Source organism: Citrobacter sp. R-1.5.2 (assembly GCF_035064245.1).
Lineage (GTDB): Bacteria > Pseudomonadota > Gammaproteobacteria > Enterobacterales > Enterobacteriaceae > Citrobacter.
This window is the reverse complement of sequence record NZ_JASEYC010000007.1, coordinates 227,405-252,874: the sequence shown is the minus strand read 5'-3', so window position 1 is coordinate 252,874 and position 25,470 is coordinate 227,405. Positions and strand designations below refer to the sequence as shown.

Below are 25,470 nucleotides of genomic sequence, written 5' to 3'. Positions count from 1 at the left end.
CATGTCTGAGAAAACTTTTCTGGTGGAAATCGGCACTGAAGAGCTGCCACCAAAAGCACTGCGCAGCCTGGCTGAGTCCTTTGCTGCGAACTTCACCGCGGAGCTGGATAACGCTGGCCTCGCGCACGGCAATGTTGAGTGGTTTGCTGCTCCGCGTCGTCTGGCGCTGAAAGTCGCTGCCCTGGCGGAATCTCAACCCGATCGTGAAGTTGAGAAGCGTGGACCGGCAATTGCCCAGGCGTTTGATGCTGAAGGTAAACCGAGTAAAGCGGCGGAAGGTTGGGCGCGTGGTTGCGGTATCACCGTTGATCAGGCTGAGCGTCTGACCACTGATAAAGGTGAGTGGCTGCTGTACCGTGCGCACGTGAAAGGCGAAAGCGCTGAAGCGCTGCTGCCGAACATGATTGCGACTTCGCTGGCGAAGCTGCCGATCCCGAAACTGATGCGCTGGGGGGCGTCTGACGTCCACTTCGTGCGTCCGGTTCACACTGTGACCCTGCTGCTGGGCGACAAAGTGATTCCGGCAACGATTCTGGGGATTCAGTCCGATCGCGTGATCCGCGGTCATCGTTTTATGGGCGAGCCGGAATTCACCATCGATTCTGCCGATCAGTATCCAGAAATCCTGCGTGAGCGTGGCAAAGTGATCGCGGATTACGCTGAGCGTAAAGCGAAAATCAAAGCCGATGCTGAAGAAGCAGCGCGTAAGATTGGCGGTAACGCTGACCTGAGCGAAAGCCTGCTGGAAGAAGTCACCTCGCTGGTGGAATGGCCGGTAGTGCTGACTGCGAAGTTCGAAGAGAAATTCCTCGCAGTTCCGTCTGAAGCGCTGGTACACACCATGAAAGGTGACCAGAAGTACTTCCCGGTTTATGCGAACGACGGCAAACTGCTGCCGAACTTTATCTTCGTTGCTAACATCGAATCGAAAGACCCGAGCCAGATTATCTCCGGTAACGAGAAGGTGGTTCGTCCGCGCCTGGCAGATGCCGAGTTCTTCTTCAATACTGACCGTAAAAAACGTCTGGAAGACAATCTGCCGCGTCTGCAAACCGTGCTGTTCCAACAACAGCTGGGTACGCTGCGTGACAAGACTGACCGTATTCAGGCGCTGGCGGGCTGGATTGCCGAACAGATTGGCGCTGATGTAAACCACGCAACGCGTGCTGGCCTGCTGTCCAAGTGCGACCTGATGACCAACATGGTCTTCGAGTTCACTGACACCCAGGGCGTAATGGGCATGCACTACGCACGTCATGATGGCGAAGCGGAAGATGTGGCCGTCGCGTTGAACGAGCAGTATCAGCCGCGCTTCGCCGGTGATGACCTGCCGTCTAACCCGGTTGCCTGTGCGGTGGCGATTGCCGATAAGATGGACACCCTGGCGGGTATTTTCGGTATCGGTCAGCATCCGAAAGGCGACAAGGACCCGTTTGCACTGCGTCGTGCCGCGCTGGGCGTGCTGCGTATCATCGTTGAGAAGAACCTGAATCTGGATCTGCAAACGCTGACGGAAGAAGCGGTACGTCTGTATGGCGACAAGCTGACCAACGCCAACGTGGTGGATGACGTTATCGACTTCATGCTGGGTCGTTTCCGCGCCTGGTATCAGGACGAAGGCTATACCGTAGATACCATTCAGGCCGTGCTGGCGCGTCGTCCGACTCGTCCGGCTGATTTCGATGCGCGTATGAAGGCGGTCTCGCACTTCCGTACGCTGGAAGCCGCTTCTGCACTGGCTGCCGCGAACAAGCGTGTATCGAATATTCTGGCGAAGTCCGAAGAAACGCTGAATGAGCGTGTCAATGCAGCAACGCTGAAAGAGCCAGAAGAAATTGCGCTGGCGATGCAGGTTGTGGTGTTGCGCGATAAGCTGGAGCCTGTCTTCGCTGCGGGGAACTATCAGGAAGCGCTGGTTGAATTAGCTGAGCTGCGCGCGCCGGTCGATGCGTTCTTCGAGAAAGTGATGGTGAACGTAGAGGATAAAGACCTGCGTATTAACCGTCTTTCTATGCTCGAAAAACTGCGCGAACTGTTCCTGCGCGTGGCGGATATTTCGCTGCTGCAGTAACGGTTCTGAGCTGATTTAGAAAATGCCGGATGGTGGCTGTGCCTTATCCGGCCTACAAGAAAGACACCAGTAGGCCGGATAAGCATTGCGCTATCCGGCATTTTTTTATGCTGTTAGCGCAGTTGTAATTTTGTCAGGCAGGTCTGGCTATCTTCCATCGTTTTAATGGGATACTCGGCTGATTTACCGTTGTAGCTTACCGCGATGGTACCTGTCATATTGCGCGGTAACCAAATCCCGACGAAACCATTTCGGCCACTTTTCATCTCTTTTTGTACAACCACATCCCCTTTGCTATCCGTCACTTTGACGTTGAATTTTTTCCCAGGCATTTCTCCCTGACAACCGGAAAGGCTGTGGTTGAAACAAGGGTGCGTTTGCCACTCATAGGGGGCAAACGACAGATAGAACTTATCGCCGAGCGGCATCGTATACACCTGGTCGCCCGAAGACAGCTTCAGCGCGGTACTGGTGACAGAGGCTGAGTACGGCAGCGGGCGACTCTGGGGGGATTGGTCAATGGTCTCGACTATTTGCTCGACGGATTTCCCGCTGAGTCCGTGTTCAGCCAGGAAATTGGCTTCCGGTGTTGCCGCGAAGGCGGTACCGGTTGTGAGCAAACCTAAAAATAACAGCAGTGAGGATTTCGACATAGCTTCAATTCCTTGTGAAAATTGTGGAATATAAACTCGCTCACTATAAAGCTTGCCCTTAGGGAAAGGTCAAAGGTGTGATGGGTAAAGTAATGCAAAGACGTGTTCGGGAGAGGGGGCGTGGAGAACAAATAAAAAAAATCCCCGCCGTTTGGCAGGGATCTTGAATTCTGAGCTTTTTAAGCTTACAGGCTGGTTACGTTGCCAGCTGCCGGGCCTTTAGCGCCGCTTTCGATGGTGAAGGAAACTTTCTGACCTTCGTCCAGAGATTTGTAGCCATCGTTCTGGATAGCAGAGAAGTGTACGAACACGTCTTTAGAGCCATCGTCAGGAGTGATGAAGCCGAAACCTTTATCAGCGTTGAACCATTTTACGATACCAGTCATTTTACCGGACATAGTGTATTACCTTTTAAAAAATAAGTGTGCCTTTCGGCGATATGGCGTGCTCTACAGATTTTTTAACAGTAAAGGAAATGCTCACTACGAGGGGTATCAATGATAACTCTTGAAGGGACTTGCCTTACTAAACTGCTTTAATGGTCTGTACGTCAAACCGTAGAGCGCATTAACTCATTTTACGCCTGTGGATGCAACTACTATTTTCTTATTTGTGGATACCCTCCGTAAGGGAACGGCCCTTTTACCGGACCGTTCTTCAGAAAAATTAAAAAATAGCTCAATCCATCAACTGTTTACTTAATCGAGGGTCTGCCTGAATCAGACGCATCAACTTCAATTCGGTACTGGATGGCTTCACGCGTTTAGACTCCCATTCATGAACCATCGCGACCGTTACGCCCATCACCCGGGCGAAATCATCTGTTTTTAAACCTGTCCCTCGTCGTAGTTGTTCAAATTCAGCGAAAGGGTTGGTTTTTTGCGTCTGAGTAACTGTCTGCGATACATCTTTAAAAACAATCTGCTCCAGACTGCTTAGCAGTTCAAACATAGGATCTTTGTATTCCATTGAGAACTCCTATAAATCACACAGCGGGATCGTGAATTTCATCGAAGCTCATTAAGCGTAGTCGGAAAAAATGAAGGCGAATTTAAGGTATGCGTTGTGGATTCGTTTCAGCGAATCGCGGGTGACAACCTTTAGTTGGCTAACGAACTGATAAAGGTCGGGATCTCCGATCGAACCCTTCCAATTGTAAAGATGACTAAAATAGACCGCCGTTATGTGAATGGAGCATTGTTGAGCAAAACACCGGGTGGTGGAAACCGTTATTTTCCCCGACAAGATTACGCGGAAAGGGTATCTTGCGGGGCTGACCTGGACTATCCTTGTCAACGTCAGGCACGCGGGTGTCGTTGTGCGCATTTTTGGGTGAAAGGAGTATTAAAATGGCGACAGGTAAGTCCTGCTCTCGCTGGTTTGCGCCTGTTTTGGCGCTCTTAATGGTAGTTGGCCTGAGTGGGTGTTTTGATAAAGAAGGCGATCAACGCAAAGCGTTTATCGATTTTCTGCAGAATACTGCAATGCGTAGCGGAGAGCGTTTACCGACGCTTACTGCCGATCAGAAAAAACAGTTTGGCCCGTTTGTGTCCGATTACGCGATTCTTTATGGCTATTCACAGCAGGTTAATCAGGCAATGGACTCCGGTCTGCGCCCGGTTGTTGATAGCGTAAACGCAATCCGTGTTCCTCAGGATTACATGACTCAGCGTGAACCGCTGCGTCAGGCAAATGGCGCGCTGGGCGTGTTAGGACAACAGTTGCAGAATGCGAAGCTACAGGCAGATGCTGCCCATGGCGCGCTGAAGCAGGGTGATGATCTGAAACCTGTCTTTGATCAGGTTTACAGCAAAGTCGTGACCGCACCGGCAGAGGCGTTACAGCCGCTGATCCCAGCCGCGCAAGTTTTCACGCAGCAGTTGGTGCAGGTAGGCGATTTTATCGCGCAGCAGGATACGCAGGTGAGCTTTGTTGCGAACGGCATCCAGTTCCCAACCTCACAACAGGCCAGTCAGTACAATACGCTGATTGGCCCGCTGGCGGCGCAGCATCAGGCATTTAATCAGGCATGGACTGCTGCGGTGAGTGCCGCGCAGTAATCGTCGTACGGTAAGACACATTAAAGGCCGGGTGAGCACCAATGCTACCCGGCCTTTTGTGTTATTTGGCCACTTGCGGATTTACGCAGTTCTTCTCAACTTTTCCCTGCAGTGCGTCAATTAAGTTATCCACAGCACAAGCCGCCATGTTATAGCGCGTTTCATGCGTGGCTGAACCAATATGCGGCACCGCCACCACATTCGGCAGTGACAGCAGCGGTGAGTCTGACGGCAACGGCTCTTGTTCAAACACATCCAGCCCAGCGGCATGAATCTCCCCGCTTTGCAGAGCGGCGATCAGTGCGTTCTCATCCACCACCGGGCCACGCCCGGCGTTAATGAAAATGGCAGAAGACTTCATTTTGGCAAACTGTTCGGTACTGAACAGATGGTGGGTTTCGTCCGTTAACGGCAGAATCAGGCAAACAAAGTCCGATTCTTGCAGCAGCGTATCCAGGTCGCAGTAGCGCGCGTTGAAACGTTCTTCCGCTTCCTGATGGTGGCGGCGCGCGTTGTAGAGAATCGGCATGCTAAAGCCGAAATGCGCGCGTTGTGCCAGCGCCAGCCCAATACGTCCCATGCCGACAATACCCAACGTCTTATGGTGAACATCGGTACCAAACCAGTCGGCTCCGATGCTTTTTGTCCATTCGCCTGCCTTCACGCGTTCAGCGACTTCCACCACGCGTCGCGCCGTACTTAACACCAGCGCCATTACCGTGTCCGCCACGGTTTCTGTCAGCACCGTTGGCGTGTGCATCAGCAGCACCTTACGTGCGTTTAAGGCTTCAACATCGAAATTGTCATAACCTACGGAAATGGTCGAGGTCGCACGCAGTTTGGGCATTTTCTCCAGCAGGGCGGTATTGACGGCTTCACTGGAGCCCAGCAGGCCTTCCGCGCTGGCAAAGGCTGCGGCGTGCTGTGCTACGGTTTCCGCACGCAGGTTAGGCACCTGAGTGACAGTAAAATGCTCTTCCAGGCGATGCAGTAAATCGTCAGGTAACGCTTTATAGAGAATAATGGACGGCTTCATGCGAATCTCCGTAAGTTAAAATTTAAGCGTGGCGTGCGCCAATAGGTAGCTGTTGATTATTAGCAGGCTTAACAATAAGAGTTAGCCACACTGAGACAAAAAGCGCTACCCCCATAAAAATGTATGAGGCGGACGGGCTGCCGGTGGTGCCATTGAGGTAGCCGACAAACCAGGAACCAAAGAAGGAGCCTAATGCGCCCATGCTGTTGATCAACGCCATGGCTCCCCCAGCGACGTTGCGCGGCAACATCTCAGGAATGATGGCGAAGAAGGGACCATACGGGGCGTACATCGCCGCGCCGGCGATAACCAGCAGTGTGTAAGAAATCCAGAAGTGGTCTGCGCCAACGGCCCAGGAGCCAATAAAGGCGAAAGCGGCAATCAGCAGCAGTGGCCAGACAAACAGCTTACGGTTTTGCAGTTTATCGGAAGCCCATGAAACCAGGATCATCGCCGCCGTTGCGGCCAGATACGGAACGGACGAAAGCCAACCGACCTCTACCATACCCAGGTTGGCACCGCCGCTGCGGATAATTGACGGCAACCACAGAACAAAACCGTAGACGCCAATACTCCAGGCAAAGTACTGCATGCACAGCAGAATAACGTTACGTGAACGGAACGCTTCGCCGTAGTTACGCACGGCTTTGATACCCTGCTGTTCTTTTTCTAACTGGGCCTGCAGCGCGGCTTTTTCGGATTCTGACAACCAGCCCACCTGCGACGGTTTATCTTTTACCAGTACCCACCAGCAGAACGCCCAGATGATGGCCGGAAAACCTTCAATGATGAACATTTCACGCCAGCCCAGCGCCTGAATCAGGTATCCGGACACGACGGACATCCACAGGACGGTGACAGGGTTACCGAGGATCAGGAAGGTATTGGCACGCGAACGCTCGGACTTCGTAAACCAGTTGCTGATATAAATCAGCATGGCCGGCATTACCGCGGCTTCAACGACGCCAAGAATGAAGCGAATGGCGGCCAGCATCGGAATGTTGCTGACCATCCCGGTCAGTGACGCGCAGGCGCCCCACAGAATCAGACAGACAAAAATCAGTTTACGTACGCTGCGGCGTTCGGCGTAAATTGCGCCTGGGATCTGGAAGAAGAAATAGCCGAGAAAAAACAGCGCGCCCAGCAGGGAAGAGATCCCTTTGGTAATGCCGAGGTCCTCGTTGATACCGGCGGCGGAAGCGAAGCTAAAGTTCGCACGGTCAAGGTACGCCAGGCTGTACGTGATAAACACGATTGGCATGATGTACCACCAGCGTTTTGCTGCGTTGGTTGAGCTATTCATAGACTGCCCTCTGGTTATGCTGATACGCCGCCTCTGTCTGTAGGGTACAGAGTTGGCCGGGAATTTATTCCCCTAATTGTTCACGTGTGGGTAATCCTTCGCTGTCGCCCTGAACCTGAATGGCCAGAGCGCCAATTTTATTGCCCCGGGTCACTGCCTGATGCAGCGTTCGGCCTTCCAGCAGCGCGCTGATCACGCCGACGGCAAAGCCATCACCCGCGCCGACGGTATCGACCACGTTGTCGACTTTCACCGGCGCGACGCTGCCTTGCTCGCCGCTAGCTGCTTTGTACCAGGCCCCATCAGCCCCGGTCTTCACGATGACGGCCTTCACGCCATGACGCAGATAAAAGTCTGCAATGGCTTCTGGTGTCTGTTGTCCGGTTAAAATCATGCCCTCTTTTAACCCCGGCAGTACCCAGTCAGCCTGGAATGCCAGTCGGTTGAGTTTTTCCACCATCTCGCCTTCGCTTTTCCACAGTACCGGGCGCAAATTCGGGTCGAACGAGATGGTCTTCCCCTGGGCCTTCATGGTGCGGGCGGTGTGCGCCAGTAGTTCATATGAACTGGCAGACAGCGCAGCCGCAACGCCGCTCAGGTGCAGGTGGCGTGCGCTGGAGAAATACCCATCGTGATAATCCTCAACGCTGAGATGGCTGGCTGCAGAGCCTTTGCGGAAATATTCCACAATGGGATCGGTTCCATTTTCGACTTTAGATTTAAGCTGAAAGCCGGTAGCGTAGCGCCCGTCCAGAGTGACTCCCTGCGCATCAATCCCTTCTTTCTCCAGCGACTTAATAATAAAACGGCCAAAACTGTCGTTACCCACGCGGCTGACCCAGCCTACGTTCAGACCCAGACGAGCAAGGCCGGTCGCCACGTTAAGTTCAGCGCCTGCAACGCGTTTAATAAACTGCTCCACGTCCGCCAAATCACCGGTTTGCGTGGCGACAAACATCGCCATCGCTTCACCAATGGTGACAACGTCCAGTGAATTTTTCATGTGTTACTCCTTGCGTAACAGAGCGACGTAATGACGGGTAACCGCCGTCAAGTCTTGCCCTTCCAGGGGGAATTCAATGCCGCGCGGAACATCTGCGGGCAACGTGTCCAGCAGCGACAGCCAGCGTGGTTCCGTGTGATCCGGCGGCACGGCACGGTAACTGTCACGATGTGGTGTGGCGGCTTTCACATGGATATATCCAACGCTTGAGGCCAACTGCTGTGCAGCCTCTTCCGGAGAATCACCTACCCACAACCAGTTACCCATATCGAAGGTCAGAGAAATGGGCAGATTGAATGCCTGACAGGCATCGTTAAAGCGCTTCATCGGTTGCAGGCGTCCACAGGATGTCTGATCGTTTTCGACAACCAGCTCCATCCCGCTGTTGTCCAGCCATTCGCGCAACACGTCGAACTGTCCGTCATGGGCAAAATGGCCGAGGGAAACTTTTAACCACAGTGCTTGCAGGGCTTGCGCTTCCTGGAGTAATTCCGGAAGGCGAGGATTAAGATTTCCGTCTTCGGTGAACAGCGGTTCGGGGGCGGAGTAGCATGCCAGCAGGCCGAAAATCTCAATCGCAGAGGCCATTGTTGGCAGTGTTTTTAGCTCGGCGTCGGTCAGCATCTCGCGGCGGATTTCAACCCCGTCAGCACCGGCTTCGGCAATGATGGGCAGCAGGGCCGTTTGCCCACCTGCGGCGCGTACCTGGTCGTAGCCGTAAGCGGCAGTGACCACCATAATTTTTCTTTTCATGGAAACTCCAAAACTAGCGTTCTTGCTATAACGCTAGATGGAACCGGTTCCAAAGAAAAGCCTGTGATGTTGAATTTATGATCACCATCACGAAGGAAATTTAGCGGGCGGTGGAGCCACGAACGATCAGTTCGCCGGAAAAAACCTGTTCCTGGATTGCGTCTGAGTCGCCATCGATCCGGCGTACTACCTGCTCGACGGCGGTGTAGCCAATCTGCCAGGTGGGCTGTTTTAGCGTAGTGATGCCGACGCCAGCCAGCTCGGCCCATTCCAGCTCGTCAAACCCGAGCAAACCGATGTCGCTGCCCCAGTTGAGGCCAATACGCTTTAACGCACGGGCAACCTGCAACGTCAGGGCGCCATTGGCAGAGATAACGGCTTTGCGCATCCCTCGATGCTGCTGGTGAAACTGGCGCAGTGTGTCATCGAGTTGCGTATTGTCCGTTAGCGGGACTTCCGCATTTTGTGCGATGACACCAGGGTATTGTGCGAGCGTGGCGCGAAAGGCGCTCAGGCGCTCGCGGCGAGTATTCACCATCCCCAGCGGCTCGCTAAGGAACAGAATGGCTTCAAAACCTTGTTCAAGCAGGTGTTCGGTAGCGACGGTCGCTGCCTGGGTGTTATCCAGCCCGACCATATCGCAGGCGAAATCCGGGATCTTACGGTCAATCAGTACCATTGGCAGCGCAGACTGTTGCAGACGGTTCAGTCCTTCTTCACGCATCCCGACGGCGTTCACCACGATCCCTTCGACCTGGTAGCTGCGCAGCAGATCGAGATAATGCAGCTCCTGATCCACTTCGTTGTTCGTGTTACAGACCAGCGGGGTAAAACCTTTGTCACGGCAGGCGGCTTCAATACCGCTTAACACGTTGACGGAGTAGGGGTTGGTTATATCAGCGATAATCAGGCCAATCAGGCGAGTACGCCCATGCTTCAGGCCTCTGGCCATCAGGCTGGGACGGTAGTCGAGTTCGGCAATGGCTTTTTCAATGCGGGCTAACAGCGCGTCGGATAGCAGATGCTTTTCACCATTGAGGTAGCGTGAAATGCTGGTCTTGCCGGTTTTTGCGGCCTTTGCCACATCGCTGATGGTTGCCCGTGTTGATTTGCTCATCGCTGATTTCCCTGGATTTAGTGAGAATACCTTAGCGGGAAAATCTGACGAAGCAAGTAATTTGCCCGGTGGCGCTGTGCTTACCGGGCCTATATGTCGAACGTAGGCCGGGTAAGGCGAAGCCGCCACCCGGCTCAACGATTACTGCACAGGACTCAACGTAATCTCTACGCGACGGTTCTGCGCTTTACCCTCAGCCGTGCTGTTGCTGGCGATGGGGTTCGCCGGGCCCATACCCTGAGTGCGAATGCGGTTCGCTGCCACGCCCTGGGTAATCAACGCGCTGGCGACGGAGTCGGCACGCTGCTGTGACAGACGCATGTTCAAATCGTGGCTGCCAGTGCTGTCGGTGAAGCCCAACACGTTGACGGCTGTTTTATTGTACTCTTTCAGTACCATTGCCACGCCGGTCAGCGTGTTTGCGCCCGCTGGTTTCAGGTTGGCGCTGCTGCTGTCGAAGGTGACATTGTTTGGCATGTTCAGAATGATGTTATCGCCGCTACGCGTCACGCTCACGCCTGTTCCCTGCATTTTCTCACGCAGTTTTGCTTCCTGCACATCCATGTAATAACCGATACCGCCACCTACAGCCGCACCTGCCGCTGCACCAATCAGCGCGCCTTTGCCGCGATCTTTCTTCGAAGACGAGAGTGCGCCAATACCCGCACCAACCAGTGAACCGATACCCGCGCCGATGCCGGATTTCCCTGCTTCTCGCTCGCCGGTGTAAGGGTTTGTTGTGCAGCCAGATACCGCCAGGGCGCCGCTCACGATGGCAGCAATAACAAATACACGTTTCTTCATCTTAATTCCTTAATGACTTTTTTCTTCTTTACCACAGCGACCGTGGCGGTTGATTATGACGTCTGAACATGAAGAAAATTCCAGGGAAGACTCTGAAATTTGTAAGTAACATTGAACGGCATAACAATAAGCCGTCACATCGTATTCAGGAGCGCCATCTTGGCTAATTCACCTGCACATTACCCGGTGTTAACTGCCGCACACTGGGGGCCCATTCTTGTCGAAACCGATGGCGAGACTGTTTTTTCATCCCGGGGGGCATTACCCACCTCTCATCCCAACTCGCTGCAAACCGTGGTTCGCGATCAGGTACACAGTAAAACGCGGGTACGTTTTCCCATGGTGCGTAAAGGATTCCTTGCCTCGCCGGATAATCCGCAAGGCGTGCGCGGGCAGGATGAGTTTGTTCGTGTTAGCTGGGACGATGCACTGAATCTTATCGATGCGCAGCATAAACGCATCCGTGACAGTTACGGTCCAGCCTCGATTTTTGCCGGCTCGTACGGCTGGCGGTCGAACGGTGTATTACACAAAGCGGCGACCCTGCTGCAGCGCTATATGGCGCTGGCGGGGGGTTATACCGGGCACCTGGGGGATTATTCTACGGGGGCGGCACAGGCCATCATGCCGTATGTGGTAGGTGGCAACGAAGTTTACCAGCAGCAGACCAGTTGGCCGATGGTGCTGGAGCATAGCGATGTGGTGGTGCTGTGGAGTGCTAACCCACTGAATACGCTTAAAATTGCCTGGAATGCTTCTGACGAACAGGGTATTGCTTACTTTGAAGCGCTGCGCGATAGCGGTAAGCGATTGATCTGCATCGATCCAATGCGATCGGAAAGTGTGGCGTTCTTTGGCGACAAGATGGAATGGATTGCCCCGCATATGGGGACCGACGTAGCGTTGATGCTGGGTATCGCGTATACGCTGGTGGAAAACGACTGGCATGACGAGGATTTTCTCGCCCGTTGTACAACCGGATATGATTCGTTCGCCGACTACCTGCTGGGTAAATCCGATGGGATAGCGAAAACGGCAGAGTGGGCTGCTGAAATTTGTGGTATTCCGGCAGCGAAAATACGCGAACTTGCGGCAATATTTCACCAAAATACCACCATGCTGATGGCGGGATGGGGCATGCAACGCCAGCAGTATGGCGAGCAGAAACACTGGATGATCGTCACCCTGGCCGCCATGCTCGGTCAAATTGGCACGCCCGGCGGTGGCTTTGGACTGTCGTATCATTTTGCCAACGGAGGAAACCCGACGCGTCGTGCAGCGGTACTGGCTTCGATGCAAGGGAGCCTCAAAGGCGGCACCGACGCGGTGGATAAAATCCCGGTGGCGCGTATCGTCGAGGCGCTGGAAAATCCCGGCGGTTTCTATCAGCACAACGGTATGGATCGGCATTTCCCGGACTTCCGCATGCTCTGGTGGGCCGGGGGTGCAAACTTCACGCATCACCAGGACACCAATCGTCTGATCCGCGCCTGGCAAAAGCCGGAACTGGTGGTTATCTCGGAGTGTTTCTGGACCGCTGCGGCGAAGCATGCCGATATCGTGTTACCCGCGACAACCTCTTTTGAACGTAACGATTTGACCATGACCGGAGACTACAGCAACCAGCATCTGGTGCCGATGAAGCAGGTCGTACCGCCACAGGCTGAAGCGCGCAACGATTTTGATGTTTTTGCCGAGCTGAGTGAGCGCTGGGAACAGGGCGGTTATACCCGATTCACTGAGGGGAAAAGCGAACTGGCGTGGCTGGAAACTTTTTACGACATTGCTGCGCAGCGTGGTGCCAGCCAGCAGGTTACACTGCCGCCCTTCGCTGAGTTCTGGCAAAAGAATGCACTGATCGAAATGCCGGAAAACGCCGCAAATACGCAGTTCATCCGTTTTGCTGATTTTCGCCGCGATCCACAGGCGCATCCGCTGAAAACGGACAGTGGAAAAATTGAAATCTATTCTGCAAAAATTGCAGGTTACGGCTATGCAGATTGTGCAGGACACCCGATGTGGCTGGAGCCTGATGAGTGGTTCGGCAACGCCGAACCCGACCAGCTGCAGGTGCTCTCCGCCCATCCGGCTCACCGTTTGCACAGCCAGCTCAACTACAGTGCGTTACGCGAACAGTATGCGGTGGCGGATCGGGAGCCAGTGACGATTCATCCGCAGGATGCGCAAGCGCGGGGGATTGCAGATGGCGATACGGTCAGGGTGTGGAACCACCGTGGGCATATCCTGGCGGGTGCTGTTGTGACGACAGGGATCAAACCCGGCGTCATCTGTATTCACGAGGGGGCCTGGCCTGATTTGGACCCTACCGCCGACGGTATTTGTAAAAATGGCGCTGTTAACGTGCTGACCAAAGATCTCCCCAGCTCGAAGCTGGGGAACGGCTGTGCGGGCAATACCGCGCTGGCGTGGCTGGAGAAGTACAATGGGCCTACGCTGACACTTACCGCGTTTGATCCACCTGCCAGCCCATAATCCAGGTTGGATGGTGAGTCTCTTCCTGCCATGCGCTGTCTTCAATGCGAAATCCCAGTGCGTGGTAGAAGTTTACCGCTGATTGATTCTTCTGGTAGACCTCCAGGCTGAGCCACGAAAAGCGCTGCTGCACATGTTGCACCAGCGCTTTGCCGATGCCGCTTCTGATGGCGGAAGGTTCTACAAACAGCGCGCCTAAAAAGCGCTCTTCCATCACGCTGGCAAAACCTTTGAGCACACCGTTTTCTTCCCACACCCAGGTTTGCGCAGCGGGCAGGTAGACATCACGTACGATAGGCTCACTCTCGCGCCAGTAGCGTTCTTCGATAAAAGGATGGGCAAAAATGGTGCTTTCCATCCACAGTGCCAGAATGGGTGCCAGATCGTCAGCATTGGATTCACGAATCATGTTGTTCTCCTGGGTAGCACATGCAGCCGATGACATGGTCGTTGACCAGACCGCATGCCTGCATAAAGGAGTAACAGATGGTGGTGCCAACAAACTTAAATCCCCGTTTTTTTAACGCTTTAGAAAGTGCGTCAGAGGCGGGCGTTGAAGTAGGGATATCGCTCAGACTGGCTGCACGGGTTAACTGCGGTTGGTTATCGACGAATGACCAGACGAACTCGCTAAACGGCTCACCGTTTTGCTCCATTGCCAGCCAGGCGCGGGCGTTGCCGATAATGGCCTGAATCTTTCCTCGATGGCGAATAATACCGGCATCCAGTACCAGCCTTTCTACATCCTCTTCGGTCATCGCCGCAACGGTTGCAGGATCGAAGTGGTGGAATGCCTGGCGATAGTTTTCCCGTTTCTTTAGCACCGTTATCCACGACAGCCCAGCCTGCTGGCCTTCAAGGCAGATCATTTCGAACAGCTTTTTACCATCGGTTTCCGGGACGCCCCATTCCTTGTCATGATAGGCAATGTATAGTGGATCCTGACTGACCCAACCGCAACGCTGCATACTCTTCCTCGCTGTTTTTACTGGCGTAAAAATTTCATTCGGCCCGCCTTGACGCGCCCGCTAAAAAGACAATATTTAATACAGGGCCTCATGTGCCCGATATCCTTTAAACAATGACAATAATATCGCCGAATTCGGCTCTTTTCTGGAGTCGCGTTGATGATTATAAGAAACAGTAGTGGTCGTCAGAGGTTAATCCTGGCGAACGTCATCGTCTGTGCGCTGTTTGCCAATACGGCATATGGCTGGCAACAAGAATATATCGTTGATGCGCTGTCCGGTCATACGTCGGAACGTTATACATGGGACAGCGATCACCAACCACGTTATAACGACATCCTGGAAGAGCGTATTCGCTCCACCCAGAACGTGGCGGGGCCGGTGGTGAATCTTGCGGACCAAGCGGCTCTGGATGCGACCAGCGGTATGAGTGTGGGCTGGAATTTTCCCCTTTCCCGTAAGGTGACGACGGGGCCCGTCGCAGCCCTGCATTATGATGGTTCAACCACATCTACCTACAACGAATTTGGCGACAGTGTGACTTCGTTAACGCTGACCGATCCGATGTGGCATGCCAGCGTCAGTACCTTGGGCTGGCGGGTCGACTCGCAGTTTGGTGATGTGCGGCCATGGGCGCAAATCAGTTATAACCAGCAATTTGGTGAGAATATCTGGAAGGCGCAATCGGGCCTCAATCGTATGGCGGCGGCGAGTCAGGAGGGTAACTGGGTCGATGTCACTGTCGGTGCAGATATGCTGCTGAATCAGCATATGGCTGCCTATGCGGCACTTTCTCAGGCAGAAAACAGTACGAATAACAGCGATTATCTGTACACCATGGGAGTGAGTGCCAAATTTTAACGAAAAAAAGCCTGGTTAAAACATCTGTGTTACATATTGGGATCAATAATCACACGCATTCCAGCGATAGCGTGCACTAACTCCGGCAATAAAATTCAGTAACCCGACTTTTTGTCTCGTCATTCATTCCGCAATCCAGGCATTTCATTCCGTCCTGATGGCATTTCATGCCGTTTTCCCCAGGTCATAAAAGCACTTCGGTATGGTTGTCGGCAGAGAATTTCCCATTTTGTTTATGCAGGAAGACTGCCATGAAAACTTCTGATTATCAGCGTACCCGGTGGCTGACACTGATCGGCACCATCATTACCCAATTTGCATTAGGTTCTGTTTATACCTGGAGCCTGTTCAATGGCGCACTCTCTTCAAAGCTCGATGAACCGGTTAGTCAGGTCGCATTTTCCTTTGGTTTGCTGAGTCTGGGTCTGGCGATCTCTTCTTCCGTCGCCGGGAAGCTTCAGGAACGTTTCGGCGTGAAACGCGTCACCATGGCATCCGGTATCTTACTGGGTGTGGGCTTCTTCTTAACCGCGCATTCTGACAGCTTGATTATGCTGTGGCTGAGTGCCGGTGTACTGGTTGGCCTGGCTGACGGTGCAGGATACCTGTTAACCCTGTCCAACTGCGTGAAATGGTTCCCTGAGCGTAAAGGGCTGATTTCCGCCTTTGCGATCGGTTCTTACGGCCTGGGTAGCCTCGGCTTTAAATTTATCGACAGCCAACTGCTGAGCACAGTGGGTCTGGAAAAGACCTTTATGATTTGGGGCGCGATTGTACTGGTGATGATTGTCTTTGGCTCCACGCTGATGAAAGATGCGCCAAACCAGGAAGTTAAAGCCGTAAATGGCGTGGTAGAGAACGACTACACGCTGGCGCAATCCATGCGTAAACCACAGTACTGGATGTTGGCAGTGATGTTCCTGACAGCATGCATGAGCGGGCTTTACGTGATTGGTGTCGCGAAAGATATCGCCCAAAGCCTGGCAAAAATGGATGTGGCAACAGCGGCGAATGCGGTAACTGTTATTTCTATCGCGAACCTGTCAGGTCGTCTGGTTCTGGGTATTCTGTCCGACAAAATTTCCCGTATTCGCGTTATCACCATTGGTCAGGTTGTTTCGCTGGTGGGTATGGCGGCGCTGCTTTTTGCTCCGCTGAATGAAGTGACATTCTTCGCAGCCATTGCCTGTGTCGCCTTCAACTTCGGTGGCACCATTACGGTTTTTCCGTCACTGGTGAGTGAGTTCTTCGGCCTGAATAACCTCGCGAAAAACTATGGGGTCATCTACCTGGGCTTCGGGATTGGCAGCATCTGCGGGTCAATTATCGCCTCGCTGTTCGGCGGTTTCTATGTGACCTTCTGCGTTATCTTTGCGCTGTTAATCATCTCGTTGGCGCTGTCCACGACCATTCGCCAGCCGCAGCGTAGTGTATTTACTGAGGCACACGCCTGATTTTACTCTTTGTCTGATTTATACACGGCGCATATATTTACAAAAATATATGCGCCGTTTGCATTCTCCATAAGCACTTTTCTCCCCTCCTGTGGTCTACTTAGCCGCGCCCGTAGACATTTCATCTCTGCTGTTGTCGCATTTTTCCCTGTTTGGTTCGATTGACCACTTCACAGGGTGTTTTTATCCCGATTCCCAGGGTTTTTTTGCATGAGATACATTAAATCGATGACGCAGCAAAAGCTTAGCTTCTTGCTTGCGCTCTATATCGGTCTGTTTATGAACTGCGCAGTTTTTTATCGCCGCATCGGCAGCTATGTGCAGGAATTTACCGCGCTGAAAGGAATCTCTGCGGTTGTTGAATTAGCCGGCACCGTGCTGGTTACCTTCTTTTTACTTCGTCTTCTGTCTCTGTTTGGTCGGCGGGCCTGGCGTGTACTGGCTACCTTTGTGGTGCTGTGTTCCGCTGGTGCCAGCTATTACATGACCTTCCTGAATGTGGTAATTGGCTACGGCATTATTGCCTCGGTCATGACAACCGATATTGATTTATCAAAGGAAGTTGTGGGCTGGCATTTTATTGTGTGGCTGGTCTCGGTCAGCATCTTACCGCTGCTGCTTATCTGGAGTAATCGCTGCCGCTATACCCTGTTAAAACAGATACGTACGCCAGGTATGAGATGGCGTAGCGTGGCCGTTGTTCTGTTGGCTGGCTTGATGGTGTGGGCGCCGATTCGGTTACTGGGAATACAGCAGAAATCGGTTGAACGGGAAACGGGTATTGATTTGCCCAGCTACGGTGGCGTAGTGGCAAATTCATATTTGCCTTCAAACTGGTTGTCCGCGCTGGGTCTGTATGCCTGGGCGCAGGTTGATGAGTCTTCAGATAACAAGTCGCTGATGAATCCGGCGAAGAAATTTACCTACGTCGCCCCCAAGAATATTGATGATACCTACGTCGTGTTTATTATCGGCGAAACGACCCGTTGGGATCATATGGGTATTTTTGGCTACGAGAGAAATACTACGCCAAGGCTGGCTCAGGAAAAAAACCTGGCCGCTTTCCGCGGATATTCGTGTGATACGGCAACCAAACTTTCGCTACGCTGTATGTTTGTTCGTGAAGGCGGAGCAGAGGAAAACCCGCAGCGTACGCTGAAAGAACAAAACGTCTTTTCCGTACTCAGCCAGCTAGGTTTTAATACCGATCTCTACGCGATGCAAAGTGAGATGTGGTTCTACAGCAACACGATGGCGGAGAACATCGCATATCGTGAGCAGATTGGCGCTGAGCCGCGTAACCGTGGCAAAACGGTTGACGATATGCTGCTGATTTCTGAGATGCAGCAATCAATCAAACCGGACGATAATGGTAAGCACCTGATTATCCTGCATACCAAAGGCTCACACTTTAACTACACGCAGCGCTATACCCGTGAGTACGCCCAGTGGAAGCCGGAGTGTGTCAATGTTGATAGCGGTTGTTCGAAAGCGCAGATGATTAACTCATTTGATAACTCGGTAACTTATGTTGACCACTTTATCACCAAAGTGTTTGACCAGCTGCGCGATAAGAAAGCGATCGTGTTCTATGCTGCCGATCACGGTGAGTCGATCAACGAGCGTGAGCACCTGCACGGTACGCCACGTAAAATGGCACCACCAGAGCAGTTCCGCGTTCCTATGTTGGTGTGGATGTCTGATAAGTATCTGGAAGACCCCGATCATGCGAAAGCCTTCGCCCACCTTAAGCAGGAGGCTGATATGAAGGTTCCGCGTCGCCATGTTGAACTGTACGACACCATTCTCGGTTGCCTTGGATATACCTCGCCAAACGGCGGTATAAATGAGAATAACAACTGGTGTCATGTCCCGGACGATAAGAAGGTTGTAGCCCGGTAATGGGCTGCTGACTTTCTCACCGATCGAATGGCATTTTGATACTAAGGGATTGACGGGCGCGCAGCTGAGCAGTAAGATGCGCCCCGCATTCGGTGATTGGCGCAGCCTGGTAGCGCACTTCGTTCGGGACGAAGGGGTCGGAGGTTCGAATCCTCTATCACCGACCAAATTTAAAACCCTGCTCAACGAGCAGGGTTTTTTGCTTTCTGGAATCCAAAATATTTGTAGGCCTGATAAGCGCAGCGCCATCAGGCAATTAAAGCGCGCGGGAGTCGGCATCGCCGGATGGCGGCGTAGACGCCTTATCCGGCCTACGAACGCAGTGCTATCAGGCAAAACATTGCAGCGTTTTGGCATCGCCGGATGGCGGCGTAGACGCCTTATCCGGCCTACGAACACAGAGCCATCAGGCAAAACATTGCAGCGTTTGGCATCGCCGGATGGCGGCGTAGACGCCTTATCCGGCCTACGAACGCAGCGCCATCAGGCAAAACATTACACCGTTTTGGCATCGCAAGCACCTTATCCGGCCTACAGGCAAGCGCTGACAGGATGTATTTTGCGGTTTCCCATCCCTATTTTGACCTTCATTTTATCTGCAAAAATTGTGCACCACTTCCCACTGACTGTTAACGATTCTGTGACATATTCCATTGCCTTTTTTTATATTTGCTTGAATCTTTTTTTGCGTTACTTATGGCTGAACCCAGCATTTTCCGCTGTGCGTTTTAACGTTCATGGTATTAATCGCTCAGATATGCAGCATGTGTTGAGAAAATTTTCATAATTTGCATAAATGTTAATCACCAAATGTTTCTGAATATGAAGATATTTATTCTGGCATAGTGCGCGTAGCACAAATTTCCCTGCTGAAAATACCCGCCTGCACTTTTTTTAATCTTTGTTTGCCAATTCTCACCGTTGGTGTAAATCACGGTTACCTGTATTGACGTTTTCACATTCTGTTGACAGATTGTAGGGCATGAGGGGCATTTCATGGAGAATCCGCACTGCAACTCAGTCGCTTATGTGAACGGAATCCCCATCCTCTTAACGCCGACCCGGCCGGGTAAAAAACAAAAAAGGCCAGGCGGTGCAAACCCACTGCAAAGGGTAAAACAACAAACATCACATTTGGAGCAGAAGAATGAGTATTTCCTTGAAGAAGTCAGGGATGCTGAAGCTTGGTCTGAGCCTGGTGGCCATGACCTGCGCCGCAAGCGTACAGGCTAAAACTCTGGTTTATTGTTCAGAAGGATCTCCTGAAGGCTTTAACCCGCAGCTTTTCACCTCTGGTACTACCTATGATGCCAGCTCCGTACCGATCTATAACCGCCTGGTTGAATTCAAAACCGGTACCACCGAAGTGATCCCCGGCCTTGCTGAGAAGTGGGAAATCAGCGAAGACGGTAAAACCTATACCTTCCACCTTCGCCCTGGCGTGAAGTGGCAGGACAATAAAGAATTCAAGCCGACGCGTGATTTCAACGCTGATGACGTGGTGTTCTCTTTCGATCGTCAGAAAAATGCTCAGAACCCGTACCATAAAGTTTCTGGCGGTAGCTACGAATACTTCGAAGGGATGGGTCTGCCTGACCTGATCAGCGAAGTGAAAAAAGTGGACGATAAAACTGTCCAGTTCGTACTGACCCGTCCGGAAGCACCGTTCCTGGCTGACCTGGCCATGGACTTCGCCTCTATTCTTTCTAAAGAATATGCGGACAACATGCTGAAGGCCGGTTCGCCGGAGAAAGTTGACCTGAACCCAATCGGTACCGGTCCGTTCCAGCTGCAACAGTACCAGAAAGATTCTCGTATTCTGTATAAAGCGTTCGACGGCTTCTGGGGCACCAAGCCGCAGATTGACCGTCTGGTCTTCTCCATTACGCCTGACGCTTCCGTGCGTTATGCCAAACTGCAGAAAAATGAATGCCAGGTGATGCCGTATCCGAACCCGGCGGACATTGCGCGCATGAAGCAGGACAAAAATATCAATCTGATGGAGCAGGCTGGTCTGAACGTCGGTTATCTCTCTTTCAACACCGAGAAGAAACCGTTTGATGACGTGAAAGTTCGTCAGGCGTTGACCTATGCGGTAAACAAAGAAGCGATCATCAAGGCTGTTTATCAGGGGGCTGGAGTTGCCGCGAAGAACCTGATCCCGCCGACCATGTGGGGCTATAACGACGACGTTAAAGATTACAACTACGATCCTGAGAAAGCGAAAGCACTGCTGAAAGAAGCCGGTCAGGATAAAGGCTTTACCGTTGAACTGTGGGCAATGCCGGTACAGCGTCCGTATAACCCGAACGCGCGCCGTATGGCTGAAATGATCCAGGCTGACTGGGCGAAAATTGGTGTTCAGGCCAAGATTGTTACCTACGAATGGGGTGAGTACCTCAAGCGTGCCAAGTCTGGTGAACATCAGGCTGTAATGATGGGCTGGACCGGTGATAACGGGGATCCGGATAACTTCTTCGCCACGCTGTTTAGCTGTGCTGCGGCGAAAGATGGCTCCAACTACTCTCGCTGGTGCTACAAGCCGTTTGAAGATCTGATTCAGCCGGCACGTGCAACCGATGACCACAACAAGCGTATTGAGCTCTACAAACAGGCTCAGGTTGTGATGCATGACCAGGCACCTGCGCTGATCATTGCTCACTCCACCGTGTACGAGCCAGTGCGTAAAGAAGTCAAAGGCTATGTGGTTGATCCATTAGGCAAACACCACTTCGAAAACGTTTCTGTCGAATAATTAAAAGCAATTAAGGAAGCGCTGCGCCCCGGTATTGTGTAAGCCGGATAAGCGCAGCGCCCTCCGGCGTAATGCTTTACCCGCGATGCAGTTTGCGTGGGATAAGATTTGTGAGCAATACAGACGCACTGTCACCAGGCTGCGCGTCATTAGAGAGAATCCGGGTTATGTTGCAGTTCATTCTCCGACGTTTGGGACTCGTCATCCCCACGTTTATCGGTATCACTCTTCTCACCTTTGCCTTCGTCCATATGATCCCCGGCGATCCGGTCATGATCATGGCAGGTGAACGTGGGATCTCCCCTGAGCGTCACGCTCAATTGCTGGCTGAACTTGGTCTGGATAAGCCGATGTGGCAGCAGTACCTCCATTATATTTGGGGGGTTATGCATGGTGATCTCGGTATCTCGCTGAAAAGCCGCTTACCGGTGTGGGAAGAGTTCGTGCCTCGCTTTAAAGCGACACTGGAACTCGGTGTCTGCGCCATGATTTTCGCCACCGCAGTCGGTATCCCAGTCGGTGTACTGGCCGCCGTTAAGCGTGGTTCTATTTTTGATCATACCGCCGTTGGTCTGGCGCTGACCGGCTACTCAATGCCTATCTTCTGGTGGGGCATGATGCTGATCATGTTGGTTTCTGTGCAGTGGAATCTGACGCCGGTTTCCGGTCGCGTGAGCGACATGGTGTTCCTTGATGATTCCAATCCACTGACCGGATTTATGCTGATCGACACAGCCATCTGGGGTGAAGAGGGCAACTTCATTGATGCGCTGGCGCATATGATCCTGCCGGCGATGGTGCTTGGCACCATTCCCCTGGCGGTGATTGTGCGTATGACCCGTTCATCGATGTTGGAAGTGCTGGGCGAAGACTACATTCGTACCGCGCGCGCCAAAGGGTTGACCCGTATGCGCGTCATCATCATTCATGCTCTGCGTAACGCCATGCTGCCTGTTGTGACCGTTATTGGCCTTCAGGTCGGTACGCTGCTGGCGGGGGCGATCCTGACCGAAACCATCTTCTCGTGGCCGGGTCTGGGGCGCTGGCTGATTGATGCGCTGCAACGCCGTGATTATCCGGTAGTGCAGGGCGGGGTATTACTGGTGGCGACGATGATTATTCTCGTCAACCTGCTGGTAGACCTACTGTACGGCGTGGTGAACCCGCGTATTCGGCATAAGAAGTAAGGGGCCATCATGTCACAGGTTACTGAAAATAAAGTTATTGCTGCACCGGTGCCGATGACCCCGTTGCAGGAGTTCTGGCACTATTTTAAACGCAACAAAGGTGCGGTTGTCGGGCTGGTGTATGTGGTGGTGATGATCCTGATTGCGGTCTTTGCCAACGTTCTCGCACCGTACAATCCAGCTGATCAGTTCCGCGATACGCTATTGGCTCCTCCTGCGTGGCAGGAAGGCGGCACCATGGCACATCTGTTCGGTACTGACGATGTCGGCCGCGATGTGCTGTCGCGTCTGATGTATGGTGCGCGTTTATCGCTGCTGGTTGGCTGCCTGGTGGTCGTACTGTCCCTGTTGATGGGCGTGGTGCTCGGTCTGGTTGCCGGTTACTTTGGCGGTATCGTCGATAACGTCATCATGCGTGTGGTCGATATTATGCTGGCGCTGCCGAGCCTGCTGCTGGCTCTGGTGCTGGTTGCCGTATTTGGTCCTTCTATTGGTAACGCCGCGCTGGCGTTGACGTTCGTGGCATTGCCGCACTATGTCCGTCTGACGCGTGCCGCAGTTCTGGTGGAAGTGAACCGCGATTACGTTACCGCTTCCCGCGTAGCGGGTGCAGGTGCGATGCGTCAGATGTTCGTTAATATTCTTCCTAACTGTCTTGCGCCGCTGATCGTTCAGGCGTCGCTCGGTTTCTCTAACGCTATTCTCGATATGGCCGCGCTTGGCTTCCTGGGTATGGGTGCGCAACCACCAACACCGGAATGGGGAACCATGCTCTCCGATGTGTTGCAGTTTGCGCAGAGTGCCTGGTGGGTCGTGACCTTCCCGGGTCTGGCGATCCTGCTGACGGTGCTGGCATTTAACCTGATGGGTGACGGTCTGCGTGACGCGCTCGATCCCAAACTGAAGCAGTAAGAGGTTCGAGATGGCGTTATTAAATGTAGATAAATTATCGGTGCACTTCGGTGACGTTGGTTCCGAATTCCGCGCCGTAGACCGTATTAGTTACAGTGTGAACCAGGGCGAAGTGGTTGGTATTGTGGGCGAATCCGGCTCCGGTAAATCGGTCAGTTCGCTGGCGATTATGGGGCTGATTGACTACCCCGGCCGCGTGATGGCCGAAAATCTGGAGTTTAACGGTCGCGATCTGAAGCGTATCTCTGAGAAAGAGCGTCGTCAGTTGGTGGGTGCGGAAGTGGCAATGATCTTCCAGGACCCGATGACCAGTCTTAACCCGTGCTATACCGTGGGTTACCAGATCATGGAAGCCATTAAGGTGCACCAGGGCGGAAATAAAAAAACGCGTGTTCAGCGGGCAATTGACCTGCTAACCCTGGTGGGTATCCCTGACCCGGCCTCGCGTCTGGATGTGTATCCGCACCAGCTGTCCGGTGGGATGAGCCAGCGTGTGATGATCGCGATGGCGATCGCCTGTCGTCCGAAGCTGCTCATTGCCGACGAACCGACAACAGCGCTGGATGTGACCATTCAGGCACAGATCATTGAGCTGCTGTTGGAACTGCAACAGAAAGAGAATATGGCGCTGGTTCTGATCACTCATGACCTGGCGCTGGTGGCGGAGGCTGCGCATAAAATTATCGTGATGTATGCCGGTCAGGTGGTGGAAACCGGAGCGGCGCACGACATTTTCCGCGCACCGCGTCATCCATATACCCAGGCGTTGCTGCGTGCGTTGCCAGAGTTTGCTCAGGATAAAGCGCGTCTGGCATCGTTGCCGGGTGTGGTGCCAGGGAAATATGACCGCCCGAACGGTTGTCTGTTGAATCCTCGCTGCCCCTATGCAACCGAAAAATGCCGGGCTGAAGAACCTGAACTGAACCTGCTGGAAGGCGGTCGTCAGTCGAAATGCCACTACCCACTTGATGATGCCGGGAGGCCTGGGCTATGAGTACGCAAAAGGCCGCTTTGCCACAGCCGCTGTTGCAGGCCATTGATCTGAAAAAACACTATCCGGTGAAGAAGGGTATGTTCGCTCCGGAACGCCTGGTGAAAGCGCTGGACGGTGTTTCGTTCACCTTAGAGCGCGGTAAAACATTGGCGGTAGTCGGTGAGTCGGGTTGTGGGAAATCCACTCTTGGACGCCTGCTGACGATGATTGAAGTCCCGACCGGCGGTGAACTGTATTACCAGGGACAGGATCTGCTGAAGCACGACCCGCAGGCGCAGAAGTTGCGTCGGCAGAAAATCCAGATTGTGTTCCAGAACCCGTACGGTTCTCTGAACCCGCGTAAGAAAGTGGGGCAGATTCTGGAAGAGCCGTTGCTGATCAACTCCACGCTCAGCAAAGAGCAGCGCCGTGAAAAAGCGCTGGCGATGATGGCGAAAGTGGGGCTGAAAACCGAGCACTACGACCGCTATCCGCATATGTTCTCCGGCGGTCAGCGTCAGCGTATTGCGATTGCCCGTGGCCTGATGCTTGACCCGGACGTAGTGATTGCCGACGAACCCGTTTCCGCGCTGGATGTATCCGTGCGCGCGCAGGTGTTGAACCTGATGATGGATCTGCAGCAGGAACTGGGGCTGTCCTACGTCTTTATCTCGCACGACCTGTCGGTAGTGGAACATATTGCGGATGAAGTGATGGTGATGTACCTGGGCCGTTGTGTGGAAAAGGGCACCAAGGATCAGATCTTCAATAATCCGCGCCATCCGTATACGCAGGCGCTGCTTTCTGCGACACCACGTCTGAACCCGGATGACCGCCGCGAGCGCATTAAGCTGACCGGCGAGCTGCCAAGCCCGCTGAATCCGCCACCGGGCTGTGCGTTCAATGCCCGTTGCCGTCGTCGCTTTGGTCCTTGTACCCAGCTACAGCCACAGTTGAAAGACTACGGCGGCCAACTGGTAGCGTGCTTTGCCGTTGACCAGGATGAAAATCCGCAGCAATAAACGTGGGTTATGACCTAATAACCGGAGCCTTGTGCTCCGGTTTTTTTATAATTCGTTTTTACTCCCACAATGTGAGTCCATTGGCAGAACATTATTCCATAGTGTCTAGAATGTAGTCAGGTTGGCTTTCGTCACAGAAATAT

24 protein-coding genes and 1 tRNA gene are annotated in these 25,470 nt (G+C 53.1%); 14 read left to right on the top strand and 11 right to left on the bottom strand.

Going from position 1 to position 25,470, the window contains the following annotated elements; translation table 11 throughout:
* Window position 1 precedes the first annotated feature (1 nt).
* On the top strand, window positions 2-2,071 hold the full coding sequence (gene glyS, locus QMN38_RS15070; protein WP_271448739.1) for a glycine--tRNA ligase subunit beta: 2,070 nt from the start codon (window positions 2-4) through the stop codon (window positions 2,069-2,071).
* Between the two features lie 113 nt (window positions 2,072-2,184).
* Here the strand turns inward: glyS and cueP are convergent, their stop codons facing one another.
* From cueP to QMN38_RS15055, 3 genes are all read right to left on the bottom strand, one after another.
* Window positions 2,185-2,724, bottom strand: a complete 540-nt coding sequence (gene cueP / locus QMN38_RS15065) for a copper-binding periplasmic metallochaperone CueP (protein ID WP_271440384.1) — start codon at window positions 2,722-2,724, stop codon at window positions 2,185-2,187.
* A gap of 185 nt (window positions 2,725-2,909) precedes the next feature.
* Window positions 2,910-3,122: a transcription antiterminator/RNA stability regulator CspE gene (gene cspE / locus QMN38_RS15060; RefSeq protein WP_000014594.1), complete on the bottom strand. Its 213-nt coding sequence runs from the start codon at window positions 3,120-3,122 to the stop codon at window positions 2,910-2,912.
* A 280-nt stretch (window positions 3,123-3,402) separates the two neighbouring features.
* Entirely contained in the window at window positions 3,403-3,693 is a 291-nt protein-coding gene (locus tag QMN38_RS15055; protein WP_048213664.1) for an HTH-type transcriptional regulator, read from the bottom strand.
* Window positions 3,694-4,073: 380 nt separating this feature from the next.
* Between QMN38_RS15055 and QMN38_RS15050 the strand changes: the two genes are divergently transcribed.
* A complete protein-coding gene (locus QMN38_RS15050; RefSeq protein WP_271440385.1) occupies window positions 4,074-4,784 on the top strand; it encodes a DUF3053 domain-containing protein in 711 nt (236 codons plus the stop codon).
* A 61-nt stretch (window positions 4,785-4,845) separates the two neighbouring features.
* Here the strand turns inward: QMN38_RS15050 and ghrB are convergent, their stop codons facing one another.
* The 6 genes from ghrB to QMN38_RS15020 form a co-directional block, all read right to left on the bottom strand.
* On the bottom strand, window positions 4,846-5,820 hold the full coding sequence (ghrB, locus tag QMN38_RS15045; protein ID WP_202037453.1) for a glyoxylate/hydroxypyruvate reductase GhrB: 975 nt from the start codon (window positions 5,818-5,820) through the stop codon (window positions 4,846-4,848).
* Window positions 5,821-5,842: 22 nt separating this feature from the next.
* Window positions 5,843-7,123, bottom strand: a complete 1,281-nt coding sequence (locus tag QMN38_RS15040; RefSeq protein WP_137382051.1) for an MFS transporter — start codon at window positions 7,121-7,123, stop codon at window positions 5,843-5,845.
* A gap of 64 nt (window positions 7,124-7,187) precedes the next feature.
* On the bottom strand, window positions 7,188-8,126 hold the full coding sequence (locus QMN38_RS15035) for a sugar kinase (RefSeq protein WP_202037455.1): 939 nt from the start codon (window positions 8,124-8,126) through the stop codon (window positions 7,188-7,190).
* A gap of 3 nt (window positions 8,127-8,129) precedes the next feature.
* The gene (locus QMN38_RS15030) at window positions 8,130-8,879 is read right to left on the bottom strand and encodes a sugar phosphate isomerase/epimerase family protein (RefSeq protein WP_323605290.1); all 750 of its coding nucleotides are present in this window, start codon (window positions 8,877-8,879) and stop codon (window positions 8,130-8,132) included.
* Between the two features lie 100 nt (window positions 8,880-8,979).
* Window positions 8,980-9,996 (bottom strand): LacI family DNA-binding transcriptional regulator, encoded by a 1,017-nt coding sequence (locus QMN38_RS15025; protein WP_286629949.1) that lies wholly within the window; start codon window positions 9,994-9,996, stop codon window positions 8,980-8,982.
* Window positions 9,997-10,137: 141 nt separating this feature from the next.
* The gene (locus QMN38_RS15020; RefSeq protein ID WP_271440388.1) at window positions 10,138-10,800 is read right to left on the bottom strand and encodes an OmpA family lipoprotein; all 663 of its coding nucleotides are present in this window, start codon (window positions 10,798-10,800) and stop codon (window positions 10,138-10,140) included.
* A gap of 159 nt (window positions 10,801-10,959) precedes the next feature.
* Here QMN38_RS15020 and QMN38_RS15015 point away from each other — a divergent pair, with 159 nt between their 5' ends.
* A complete protein-coding gene (locus tag QMN38_RS15015) occupies window positions 10,960-13,293 on the top strand; it encodes a molybdopterin guanine dinucleotide-containing S/N-oxide reductase (protein WP_323605289.1) in 2,334 nt (777 codons plus the stop codon).
* Here QMN38_RS15015 and QMN38_RS15010 read toward each other — a convergent pair.
* Window positions 13,262-13,702, bottom strand: a complete 441-nt coding sequence (locus QMN38_RS15010) for an N-acetyltransferase (protein ID WP_271456074.1) — start codon at window positions 13,700-13,702, stop codon at window positions 13,262-13,264. The two genes, QMN38_RS15015 and QMN38_RS15010, sit on opposite strands and share 32 nt — an antisense overlap.
* Window positions 13,692-14,261 carry a DNA-3-methyladenine glycosylase I gene (tag, locus tag QMN38_RS15005; RefSeq protein ID WP_271456073.1) on the bottom strand — a complete coding sequence of 190 codons (570 nt, stop codon included), beginning with the start codon at window positions 14,259-14,261 and terminating at the stop codon, window positions 13,692-13,694. The genes QMN38_RS15010 and tag overlap by 11 nt, the downstream gene beginning before the upstream one ends.
* 159 nt (window positions 14,262-14,420) lie before the next feature.
* Here tag and QMN38_RS15000 point away from each other — a divergent pair, with 159 nt between their 5' ends.
* The 11 genes from QMN38_RS15000 to dppF all read left to right on the top strand — a co-directional run bounded on the left by QMN38_RS15000 (window position 14,421) and on the right by dppF (window position 25,327).
* Entirely contained in the window at window positions 14,421-15,122 is a 702-nt protein-coding gene (locus QMN38_RS15000) for an autotransporter outer membrane beta-barrel domain-containing protein (RefSeq protein ID WP_271456072.1), read from the top strand.
* A 251-nt stretch (window positions 15,123-15,373) separates the two neighbouring features.
* A complete protein-coding gene (locus tag QMN38_RS14995) occupies window positions 15,374-16,576 on the top strand; it encodes an L-lactate MFS transporter (RefSeq protein ID WP_323605288.1) in 1,203 nt (400 codons plus the stop codon).
* Between the two features lie 210 nt (window positions 16,577-16,786).
* Window positions 16,787-18,478, top strand: a complete 1,692-nt coding sequence (eptB, locus tag QMN38_RS14990; RefSeq protein ID WP_271456071.1) for a kdo(2)-lipid A phosphoethanolamine 7''-transferase — start codon at window positions 16,787-16,789, stop codon at window positions 18,476-18,478.
* A gap of 90 nt (window positions 18,479-18,568) precedes the next feature.
* Window positions 18,569-18,645, top strand: a tRNA-Pro gene (locus tag QMN38_RS14985).
* A 251-nt stretch (window positions 18,646-18,896) separates the two neighbouring features.
* Window positions 18,897-19,265, top strand: a complete 369-nt coding sequence (locus QMN38_RS14980; protein WP_323605287.1) for a BTB/POZ domain-containing protein — start codon at window positions 18,897-18,899, stop codon at window positions 19,263-19,265.
* Between the two features lie 209 nt (window positions 19,266-19,474).
* A complete protein-coding gene (locus tag QMN38_RS14975) occupies window positions 19,475-19,711 on the top strand; it encodes a hypothetical protein (protein ID WP_170974355.1) in 237 nt (78 codons plus the stop codon).
* A complete protein-coding gene (dppA, locus tag QMN38_RS14970) occupies window positions 19,626-21,233 on the top strand; it encodes a dipeptide ABC transporter periplasmic-binding protein DppA (RefSeq protein ID WP_271456070.1) in 1,608 nt (535 codons plus the stop codon). The genes QMN38_RS14975 and dppA overlap by 86 nt, the downstream gene beginning before the upstream one ends.
* Before the next feature lie 167 nt (window positions 21,234-21,400).
* Window positions 21,401-22,420: a dipeptide ABC transporter permease DppB gene (dppB, locus tag QMN38_RS14965; RefSeq protein WP_200008797.1), complete on the top strand. Its 1,020-nt coding sequence runs from the start codon at window positions 21,401-21,403 to the stop codon at window positions 22,418-22,420.
* Between the two features lie 9 nt (window positions 22,421-22,429).
* Window positions 22,430-23,332 carry a dipeptide ABC transporter permease DppC gene (dppC, locus tag QMN38_RS14960; protein ID WP_137382040.1) on the top strand — a complete coding sequence of 301 codons (903 nt, stop codon included), beginning with the start codon at window positions 22,430-22,432 and terminating at the stop codon, window positions 23,330-23,332.
* 10 nt (window positions 23,333-23,342) lie between these two features.
* Window positions 23,343-24,326: a dipeptide ABC transporter ATP-binding protein gene (dppD, locus tag QMN38_RS14955; protein WP_323605286.1), complete on the top strand. Its 984-nt coding sequence runs from the start codon at window positions 23,343-23,345 to the stop codon at window positions 24,324-24,326.
* A complete protein-coding gene (dppF, locus tag QMN38_RS14950) occupies window positions 24,323-25,327 on the top strand; it encodes a dipeptide ABC transporter ATP-binding subunit DppF (protein ID WP_043018667.1) in 1,005 nt (334 codons plus the stop codon). Before dppD ends, dppF begins: the two co-directional genes overlap by 4 nt.
* Window positions 25,328-25,470 lie beyond the last annotated feature (143 nt).

Excerpts from the sequence above, each read along its gene's own strand:
- dppD (WP_323605286.1), top strand. The coding sequence starts at position 23,343 with ATGGCGTTATTAAATGTAGATAAATTATCGGTGCACTTCGGTGACGTT.
- dppC (WP_137382040.1), top strand. The coding sequence starts at position 22,430 with ATGTCACAGGTTACTGAAAATAAAGTTATTGCTGCACCGGTGCCGATG.
- cueP (WP_271440384.1), bottom strand. The coding sequence starts at position 2,724 with ATGTCGAAATCCTCACTGCTGTTATTTTTAGGTTTGCTCACAACCGGT.
- QMN38_RS15050 (WP_271440385.1), top strand. The coding sequence starts at position 4,074 with ATGGCGACAGGTAAGTCCTGCTCTCGCTGGTTTGCGCCTGTTTTGGCG.
- dppB (WP_200008797.1), top strand. The coding sequence starts at position 21,401 with ATGTTGCAGTTCATTCTCCGACGTTTGGGACTCGTCATCCCCACGTTT.
- QMN38_RS15040 (WP_137382051.1), bottom strand. The coding sequence starts at position 7,123 with ATGAATAGCTCAACCAACGCAGCAAAACGCTGGTGGTACATCATGCCA.
- QMN38_RS15055 (WP_048213664.1), bottom strand. The coding sequence starts at position 3,693 with ATGGAATACAAAGATCCTATGTTTGAACTGCTAAGCAGTCTGGAGCAG.
- QMN38_RS14975 (WP_170974355.1), top strand. The coding sequence starts at position 19,475 with ATGGAGAATCCGCACTGCAACTCAGTCGCTTATGTGAACGGAATCCCC.
- QMN38_RS15020 (WP_271440388.1), bottom strand. The coding sequence starts at position 10,800 with ATGAAGAAACGTGTATTTGTTATTGCTGCCATCGTGAGCGGCGCCCTG.
- QMN38_RS15000 (WP_271456072.1), top strand. The coding sequence starts at position 14,421 with ATGATTATAAGAAACAGTAGTGGTCGTCAGAGGTTAATCCTGGCGAAC.
- dppA (WP_271456070.1), top strand. The coding sequence starts at position 19,626 with ATGAGTATTTCCTTGAAGAAGTCAGGGATGCTGAAGCTTGGTCTGAGC.
- QMN38_RS15035 (WP_202037455.1), bottom strand. The coding sequence starts at position 8,126 with ATGAAAAATTCACTGGACGTTGTCACCATTGGTGAAGCGATGGCGATG.
- dppF (WP_043018667.1), top strand. The coding sequence starts at position 24,323 with ATGAGTACGCAAAAGGCCGCTTTGCCACAGCCGCTGTTGCAGGCCATT.
- ghrB (WP_202037453.1), bottom strand. The coding sequence starts at position 5,820 with ATGAAGCCGTCCATTATTCTCTATAAAGCGTTACCTGACGATTTACTG.
- QMN38_RS15030 (WP_323605290.1), bottom strand. The coding sequence starts at position 8,879 with ATGAAAAGAAAAATTATGGTGGTCACTGCCGCTTACGGCTACGACCAG.
- QMN38_RS15010 (WP_271456074.1), bottom strand. The coding sequence starts at position 13,702 with ATGATTCGTGAATCCAATGCTGACGATCTGGCACCCATTCTGGCACTG.
- eptB (WP_271456071.1), top strand. The coding sequence starts at position 16,787 with ATGAGATACATTAAATCGATGACGCAGCAAAAGCTTAGCTTCTTGCTT.
- tag (WP_271456073.1), bottom strand. The coding sequence starts at position 14,261 with ATGCAGCGTTGCGGTTGGGTCAGTCAGGATCCACTATACATTGCCTAT.
- glyS (WP_271448739.1), top strand. The coding sequence starts at position 2 with ATGTCTGAGAAAACTTTTCTGGTGGAAATCGGCACTGAAGAGCTGCCA.
- cspE (WP_000014594.1), bottom strand. The coding sequence starts at position 3,122 with ATGTCCGGTAAAATGACTGGTATCGTAAAATGGTTCAACGCTGATAAA.
- QMN38_RS15025 (WP_286629949.1), bottom strand. The coding sequence starts at position 9,996 with ATGAGCAAATCAACACGGGCAACCATCAGCGATGTGGCAAAGGCCGCA.
- QMN38_RS14995 (WP_323605288.1), top strand. The coding sequence starts at position 15,374 with ATGAAAACTTCTGATTATCAGCGTACCCGGTGGCTGACACTGATCGGC.